Source organism: Streptomyces antnestii (assembly GCF_004005495.1).
GTDB classification, from domain to species: domain Bacteria; phylum Actinomycetota; class Actinomycetes; order Streptomycetales; family Streptomycetaceae; genus Streptomyces; species Streptomyces antnestii.
Map to the genome: position 1 here is coordinate 1 of NZ_RZYA01000044.1, position 7,963 is coordinate 7,963.

Sequence of the window (7,963 nt, forward strand, 5' to 3'; positions counted from 1 at the left end):
CGACCCCTCAAAGAGCAGAACAGAGCTCCCACATGGTTGCCCCGCCGGCGCCGTCAGACCACCACCGGGGCCCGGCGCACAGGCGTGCACCGTTTCACTGCACGATCACAGTTGATGGCCCCGGCGAACGGACGCGACGCGGGTGAGTGAGCGTGTGCGACGCGACGTTCGAGCTCAGAGGTGGAAAGCCACGCACAGTCGAGTCGGGTGGTGGCTGCCGGACGGGCGTTTGGGGTGGCCGGAGCCGCCGGGGCTGTGATCCAACCGAGCCGCAGCATCCAGCCGAAGTCGGCCTTTCCAAGCGGTGGAGTGTTCACGTCGTGCTTGAGCTGGTGAGACGCCTGGCGTATGTGTCAGCGACGGGGGACGGTCCAGTCCGATGTCAATCGCTCTCGGGCGTGACCTGGGAGGCACGGCGTGGATCAGGGACCGGACTTACCACGGAGTCGTCAAGAACCGTGGCAAGAGAGCCAGTCGGGGTCGCACAGAAGGAGACCGTCGTCGGGGACGATGGGCAGCGCGTTGCCGGTCAGAGACGCGTTGGCCCGGGGTGGCCAGGCCGCACGGTTCCAAACTCGACGCGTGCTCGTCGGCCACGAACCGAGGTCTCGCGGTGAGGACTGAGCCCTCGCGCAGCGTCGAGCACACCTGGTGCAGCGTCGGGACGGTGAGCGCGTCCGGGCCCGACAGCCGCTTGTTGTACAGGTCACGCCACCCCGCTGACCAGCCACTTCAAGAGCTTCCTTGAGCCTTTACCGTGCCTGGGCTCTTCGGCAGGGGGCTGCTGACAGCCTCCAAGCGGGTAGCCGGTTTACGGGGCCAAGTCGTCCCATTGATCCAGGAGAGCCTCGTCCGTGATGTCGGACAAGGGTGGGGCGCCAGGTGTCAGTGACTGTTCGGTCCAGACGACCTTGCCGGTTTCCGGGTAGCGCGTGCCCCACCGTTCGGCGAATCGGGAGACGAGGTAGAGCCCGCGGCCCCCTTCGTCCGTCGCCGCGGCCCGGCGCAGGTGCGGGGCCGTGCTGCTGCCGTCGGCCACCTCGCAGATCAGGCTGCCGGCACGCATCAGCCGGACCGTGATGGGCTCGGTTCCGTAGCGGATGGCATTGGTGACCAGCTCGCTGAGGATGAGTTCGGTGGCGAAGCTGAGGTCCTCAAGGCCCCAGGCGGTGAGCCGGTCGGTCACGTTGGTGCGGATCCGGGCGACGTCGGCCGGGTCGCGCTGCACCGCCCACTCCGCGATGCGCTCGGCATCCAGCCGGCGGGTGCGGGCGACGAGCAGGGCGACGTCGTCGCTCGGGTGCGAGGGAAGTACGGCGTCGAGGACGCCCTGGCAGGTCTCGTCCGCGGTCCGGCCGGGAAGCCCGGCCAGCGCTGTGCGCAGCTGCTCCAAGCCGGTGTCGATGTCCCGATGCCGGTCGGTGACCAGGCCGTCGGTGAACATCACCAGTCGGCTGTCTTCGGGTAGCTCGAGCGTGGCGGTCTCGAACGGTTCGCCACCGAGCCCGAGGGGTGGTGATACCGGAATGCCGGGGAAGGACACCGTGCCGTCGGGCTGGACGAGCGCGGGGCCCGGGTGGCCTTTCGTCGCGATCGTGCAGCGCCCGGTGGCCGGGTCGTAGATGGCGTACAGGCAGGTCGCGCCGGAGATGTGGGCCGAGCCCGCGCCCAGGCTGTCGTCGATCGTGGTGACCAGTTCGTCGAGGTAGGCCAGCAGTTCGTCTGGCGGCAGGTCCAGCGTGGAGAAGTTGTGGACGGCGGTGCGCAGCCGCCCCATCGTGGCAGTCGCGTGCAGGCCGTGTCCGACGACGTCCCCGACGACCAGCGCGACCCGTGCGCCGGGCAGTGGGATGACGTCGTACCAGTCGCCACTCACCCCGGCGTCCCCGGCCTGCGCGGGCAGGTACCGATAGGCCGCCTCCACCGCTTCCTGGTCCGGCAGCGCCTCCGGCAGCAGGCTGCGCTGCAGCGTCACGGCAATGGCATCGGCGTGGGTGAAGCGGCGGGCGTTGTCGATGCTGACTCCTGCCCGGCCTACGAGTTCCTCGGCCACGGCGAGGTCGTCCTCGTCGAACGGATCGGACTCCTGGTACCGCCAGAAGTTGGCCAATCCCAGCAGCACGCCGCGGGCACGGACCGGAACGGTGATGAGGGAGCGGAGACCCGGCTCATGCCCAGTCTGCTGAGCTGTGTGCTCCGACCATGCCTGCGTGTCGGCGGGAACCGGGGCGAGCACGGCTCGACGGGTTTCCAGCGCCAGCGACTGAGGGGTGGGAGGGGAGTAGATGACCAGCTCGTCCAAGGGGGGTCTGGTAGGGGAAGGGGCGGCTTCCTGCCGTGCGCTGTCGCCCGTGAGGGAAGAGCCGGACACACGTTCACTGCCCTGATGGCCGCGGGGGGTGTGCTGCGCGGCCGCAGCGTGCCCGTCGGCCGGCGCCCAGGTGCTCGGCCCCTCGTTTCCGTGCGAGGCCGCGGCGCTCGCCCCCTCGCTTCTATGCGGCGGGGCAACGCTGACCGCCGCACGGCGCAGCGGACCGTCCCACGTCGTCGGCTCGTCGCCCTGCAGGACCGGGTCCGCCAGTTCGACCGTGACGACGTCCGCGAACCCGGGCACGGCCACGTCGGCCAGCTCCTGGGCGGTCCGGCGCACGTCCAGCGTCGTTCCGACCCGCGCCCCGGCGGCGTGGAGCAGTCGGAGTCGTTCCCCGGCGGCCTCCGCCCGGCCCGCGAGCGCGCGCAGCTCCGTGGTGTCGCGCAGTGTCGCCACGCTGCCCGCCGGGCCCCTGGGCACGTCGGTGGGCCGGATATTGATCGCCAGGAGCCGGTCGCCGGCTGGGGACACCGCGTCCGAGACGTCGCCGCCGGAGGTCAGCAGGTCGACGGTCTTCGGGTCCATCCCCAGGTCCGTGACCCGCTTGCCCTCGGCGTCGGGCCTCAGATCCAGCAGGCGCCGCGCCTCGTCATTGGTCAGCAGCAGGCGATGGTCGGCATCCATGATCAGTACGCCCTCGCGGACCGAGTGCAGCACCGCGTCGTGATGCTCGTACATCCGCGCCATTCCGGCGGGGCCCATGCCATGCGTCTGCCGCTGCAGCCTTCGGGCGAGCAGCACCGTACTGGCCGCGGAGACGATGAGGGCGCCGGCCGCACCACCCAGGAGCACCGGCAGCACGGCCGATGCCGTGTGCTGCACCCGCTTGACGGTGATCCCCACCGAGACCAGCCCGGCGACCGTACCGTTGTCCCGGGTGACCGGTGCGATCGAGATCACCGTGGGGCCGGTGCTCGCCGTGAACGTGCGGGTGAAGGTGCCTTGCGTCAGCGCCTGCTTGTACGGGCCGACAACGTGCTTGCCGATCAGCTTCGGGTCGGGATGGGTGTACCGGATTCCCTGAGGGCTGAACACCACCACCGCGTCGACGTGTGTCCGGCGCCGGATCTGCTCGGTCCGCGATTGGAGGGCGGCGGTGGGATCGGGCCCGTCCAGCGCCTGCACCATGCCGGGCACCGCCGCGACGGATTCGGCCACCGCCCGTGAACGCTGCTCCGCCTCCTGAGAGGCCGCATTGCGTGACTGGAGTACGAGCGTCACCACCGCGACGGCGACAAGTACCACCACAAGACCCAGCTGCACCCACATCGCCTGGCCGGCGAAGCTGTGCAGACCGAGAGGCGGGAGAGCTCTTCGCGGCGCCGGGTCTGCTGCCTGGTGCCCGCGCCTGCGCATGCGGCCTCCTCATCTGCCGGAACCCTTCACTGCCCTTCAGCGACCGAATCGGGGCAGTCAGGCCACGACCAAAGCTCAGTAAATGCTCGCTGAGCACGCATTTCGCTTACGGTACAAATCCCTCTTGAACCGTATGTCCAAAATTTTTCAACAAAATGTCAACATTCCCTGATTTACTCAGGATTCATTGACTTTCCCCCGGCCGGCGCGTTGACTTCACCATAGCGGAAAGCAAATTCCACATAGTAGAAGTTGCGCCCATCGGTTCGCGCGCTTCGTCTTCCGCTGGGGCCTCGAACGCCGGCCCATAGAAGCCCGGGATGCACCCATGCATCGGTGGCGTTCTCTCCCGCTCCACCCGCGGGTGCCGGTGCACGACCCAGTCACCGACCACACCCGTTGTCCGGCCGTGCCGCTTGTTCATACGGCCGTCCGCGACCCCATGAGGAGTTCATCCCCATGAAACCCGTGTATCTGCTAGGCGCTGTCCCGTTCATCGGGATCCTGGGTGGCATCTTCTTCGCCAACCGGGTGACCCCCTATGTCCTGGGGATGCCCTTCATCCTCTTCTGGCTGGTCATGTGGGTCGTGCTGATCGCAGCGACGATGACCGTGATCTACCGGCTCGACCCGGCCAACCGCGAGGAGTCCAGCTCATGACCGCGCTCGCCGTCATCTTCGCCTTCCTTGCGGCGGCCATCGCGCTGGGCCTTCGCGCCCGGCGCGGCAAGGACATGGACCTGGAGCAGTGGTCGGTGGGCGGCCGCGGCTTCGGAACGACCTTCGTCTTCCTCCTGCTGGCCGGCGAGATCTACACGACGTTCACGTTCCTCGGGGCATCAGGCTGGGCGTACGGCAAGGGTGCGCCCGCGTACTACATCCTGTGTTACGCCTCGCTGGCCTACGTCCTGTCGTACTGGCTGCTGCCGCCGATCTGGCGCTATGCCAAGGAGCACCGGCTGATCTCGCAGTCCGACTTCTTCGTGGCCAAGTTCAGCAGCCCGCTGCTGGGCAGCCTTGTCGCGCTCGTCGGCGTGATCGCGATGATCCCGTACCTCGTCCTGCAGTTGAAGGGCCTGGGCATCATCGTCTCCGTGGCCTCGTACGGTCACATCTCCGCGCACTGGGCCATCGTCATCGGCACGGTGGCCCTGACCGCGTACGTGACGATCTCCGGCATCCACGGCTCGGCCTGGACCGCGCTGCTGAAGGACGTCACGATCCTCGCGGTCGTCCTCTTCCTCGGCCTCTACCTGCCCCTGCACTACTTCGGCGGCATCGGGCACATGTTCCATGCCGTCGACCAGGCCAAACCTCACTTCCTCACCCTGCCCTCCAGCGGAATGAGCACCTCGTGGTTCGCCTCCACGGTGCTGCTGTCGGCGATCGGCTTCTACATGTGGCCGCACACGTTCAGCGCCAGCTACACGGCGCAGAGCGAGAAGGTCTTCCGGCGCAACGCGATCTTCATGCCGCTCTACCAACTGGTCCTGCTCTTCGTGTTCTTCGTCGGCTTCGCGGCGATCCTCGTCGTACCCGGCCTGAAAGGCGCCGACGCGGACCTCTCGCTGCTGCGCATCACGACGGCGAGCTTCCCGCCGTGGGTCGTCGGCATCGTCGGTGGCGCCGGTCTGCTCACCGCACTCGTCCCCGGCTCCCTACTGCTGATGACCTCCGCGACTTGCCTGGCCAAGAACGTCTACCGCGTCGCCCGCCCCACCACATCCGATGCGCAGGTCGGTCAGCTCGCGAAACTGCTGGTTCCGGTGATCGCCCTGGTCTCCCTGTACTTCACCTTCAACGGCGGCAGCTCACTGGTCTCCCTCCTGTTGATGGGGTACTCCCTGGTAACCCAACTCTTTCCGGCGGTACTGGGCAGCCTTCTGGCCCGGCCGGTGGTCACCAAGCAGGGTGCGGCCACCGGGATCATCGTCGGCGTGGCCACGGTTGCCGCCGTCACCGTCACCGGAGTCACCGTGGGCAGCCTGTTCCCGTCCCTGCCGGAATCGGTAAAGGACCTCAACGTGGGCATCATCGCGCTCGCCCTGAACGTCGTGGTCACGCTCGCGGTCTCCGCCGCGACGCGCGAGCCGGCACTCCAGGAATCGTCCCTCGCGACCGAGAACGCCTGACGCCCTCAGCAGGTCACTGACCCGGTGGCCCCGCGTGTCGCACGCGGGGCCACCGGACCGGGCGGGAACGGCGACGACGAGGCCGCCCGATTGCGGCGAAGGGGACGATGGCGGCGAAGGCTCGCGGGCCAGAGCGGCGATGGAGCGGCACAGCCTGTTCGCCGTCGCCTTCTCCTCGGCGCCCCGGCCGGCCCGTGGGCGTTCACACCGGGGATGGGGACGCTGCCGAAGTGGGTGGTGTCGGTGCGGCCGGCCCGTTCGGGTTCGGGTGTGTCATTTAGGCCCTGTCTCACTTCGGTGGTGGCGGAGCGTCGCGAGGGGTCGTTGACCTTTGCGTGAAGGATGTCAACGAGCTTGTGCAGACGGTGTTTTCGGGCCTGTCGCCGCTGGTCATCAGCCTGCCCGCGGCGTGCGGGGCATCGTCGGAACGCGTGCACGGCTATCACTGGCGGACGGTGGCCGATGTGCCGGTCGACGAACGACGGGTGGTGGTCCGTGCACGAGTTCGGCGCCTGGTGTGTCCCACGCCGCGGCTGCTGCCACACCTATGGGCAGTCGCTCCCGGAGCTGTTCAGCCAGTAGGCGCCCGGCAGGTGCGGGCGGGGCACCGGGCGTCTGTCGTCGTCTCTCATGTCACCCCATCGCGGCTTCCACCGAGTCATAGATCGGCAACGCCCGGTGCAGGCTCGTGACGCGGAAGATCTGGAGAACACCCGGATTCGTGACCACCAGCCTGAGATCACCGGTGTGCGTTCGGATCCGCTTGCCGATGCCGACGAGGAGCCCGAGGCCCGTCGAGTCCATGAACGGGACGCCCACCATGTCCACGATGAGGTGATGCCGGCCCGCATCGATACAGGCGCTCACGTACTCCCTGATCCGGGGCACGGTGGCGACGTCGACCTCGCCGTGGACCTCGACCACGGTCCAGCCCTTCTCGTCACGGTGGCTGATGCCAATTTTGGGGTGCATGGCCTGCCTAACGGCGATGCCCTGGGGAGAGGTTTCGGGCCGTGCCTGCCGCACGCCCGTTCCGCATATGCACGAACGGCTGGCCAGGACCTCACTCGTCAGCACGCGCATGCCCACGCCTCTACCCCGCGAAGGCACAGCATGCCAACCGCCGGGCGCTGCCCGGGCGCGGTCCTCGGCACGGTGCGGAGCACGCCACAGGGCAAGGCCGACCCGTGGCGAACCGCGGGCCCGCAGATGCGGTACCTGGTCAAGCAACTCAAGGGCACCAAGGCGGTCGCCGAACTGCTCGGCATGTCCCAGCGGCAGGTGGAGCGGTACGTGGCCGATCAGGCCAAGAAGCCGCGCCCGCATCTCGCCACGCGCCTGCAGCGCGAGGTGAAGAAGCGGTGGCAGCCGCAGATCCGGGCCAAGGCCCGCGAGAAGGCGGCCAGCACCGGCGGCATCGTCATCGACACTCGCGCCCGCATGGGCTACACCGCACCGATCGGGTCCACGGACCAGGACCGCATCCGGCACCTGACCGTCGCCCTGCCGCCCCGCTACGCCGCCCGCCTCTTCGACGCCCAGGAGACCGGCGCCAGCGACGTCGAGCTCCAGGAGATCACTGCCGAAGCGCTCAAGGAGGTCTACTTCCAGGACGGCGGCCGCCGCGCCGGAAGCCTGGAAGAGGTCCAGTTCACGGACATCGAGCACCTGGAGTTCGACCTGTAGAGGCCCTTGCCCGAACTGCCCGCGGGCATCAATTGTGGTCCGGCTACCCGACCACATCAATGCACACGGAGCGCTTCAGTTTGCGAGCGAGCGGTTGAGTCGGCGGGTTGAGCGTGCGGTGTCGATGCGCATCGAACAGCTGCAGGCCGGCTGGACGCATCGGAGTGCTGCTGCCCCCACCACCACGTCCTGCCCACCCACAGGCCGGTGTTCCCCTCGTGCTTCGCACGGGGAATTGGGTGTTTGCCGCTGTCGGCGCGTCAGACGGCCGGCTTCTGGACGGAGGTTGGTTTGGTGGCGATCAGTGCCGTGATCTCATCGGCGAGGTGCGGGCCGAGTTCGCCCCAGCCGTCCTTGTAGCCGTAGACGCCGGCCAGAGTGCGGCCCTCGTAGTCGCCGTTCATGATCTCGATGTCGT

General features: G+C 68.4%; 5 protein-coding genes and 2 pseudogenes. 4 read left to right on the top strand and 3 right to left on the bottom strand.

Annotated features, from left to right (window positions below; genetic code table 11):
• Window positions 1–811 precede the first annotated feature (811 nt).
• Entirely contained in the window at window positions 812–3,727 is a 2,916-nt protein-coding gene (locus EOT10_RS42535) for a SpoIIE family protein phosphatase (protein ID WP_223281528.1), read from the bottom strand.
• 459 nt (window positions 3,728–4,186) lie between these two features.
• Between EOT10_RS42535 and EOT10_RS40720 the strand changes: the two genes are divergently transcribed.
• The 3 genes and pseudogenes from EOT10_RS40720 to EOT10_RS40730 form a co-directional block, all read left to right on the top strand.
• On the top strand, window positions 4,187–4,387 hold the full coding sequence (locus EOT10_RS40720) for a DUF3311 domain-containing protein (RefSeq protein ID WP_127833416.1): 201 nt from the start codon (window positions 4,187–4,189) through the stop codon (window positions 4,385–4,387).
• Window positions 4,384–5,859, top strand: a complete 1,476-nt coding sequence (locus EOT10_RS40725; RefSeq protein WP_127833417.1) for a sodium:solute symporter family protein — start codon at window positions 4,384–4,386, stop codon at window positions 5,857–5,859. Before EOT10_RS40720 ends, EOT10_RS40725 begins: the two co-directional genes overlap by 4 nt.
• A gap of 377 nt (window positions 5,860–6,236) precedes the next feature.
• Window positions 6,237–6,423: pseudogene (locus EOT10_RS40730) on the top strand (transposase family protein); the annotation flags it as partial.
• A 69-nt stretch (window positions 6,424–6,492) separates the two neighbouring features.
• Here the strand turns inward: EOT10_RS40730 and EOT10_RS40735 are convergent.
• Window positions 6,493–6,831: an STAS domain-containing protein gene (locus EOT10_RS40735; RefSeq protein ID WP_127833419.1), complete on the bottom strand. Its 339-nt coding sequence runs from the start codon at window positions 6,829–6,831 to the stop codon at window positions 6,493–6,495.
• 141 nt (window positions 6,832–6,972) lie between these two features.
• Between EOT10_RS40735 and tpg the strand changes: the two genes are divergently transcribed.
• Complete coding sequence (gene tpg / locus EOT10_RS40740) at window positions 6,973–7,545, top strand: telomere-protecting terminal protein Tpg (protein WP_317617392.1); 573 nt, start codon at window positions 6,973–6,975, stop codon at window positions 7,543–7,545.
• 260 nt (window positions 7,546–7,805) lie between these two features.
• Here tpg and EOT10_RS40745 read toward each other — a convergent pair.
• Window positions 7,806–7,963: pseudogene (locus EOT10_RS40745) on the bottom strand (FMN-binding glutamate synthase family protein); the annotation flags it as partial.

Excerpts from the sequence above, each read along its gene's own strand:
- EOT10_RS42535 (WP_223281528.1), bottom strand. The coding sequence starts at position 3,727 with ATGCGCAGGCGCGGGCACCAGGCAGCAGACCCGGCGCCGCGAAGAGCT.
- EOT10_RS40725 (WP_127833417.1), top strand. The coding sequence starts at position 4,384 with ATGACCGCGCTCGCCGTCATCTTCGCCTTCCTTGCGGCGGCCATCGCG.
- EOT10_RS40720 (WP_127833416.1), top strand. The coding sequence starts at position 4,187 with ATGAAACCCGTGTATCTGCTAGGCGCTGTCCCGTTCATCGGGATCCTG.
- tpg (WP_317617392.1), top strand. The coding sequence starts at position 6,973 with ATGCCAACCGCCGGGCGCTGCCCGGGCGCGGTCCTCGGCACGGTGCGG.
- EOT10_RS40735 (WP_127833419.1), bottom strand. The coding sequence starts at position 6,831 with ATGCACCCCAAAATTGGCATCAGCCACCGTGACGAGAAGGGCTGGACC.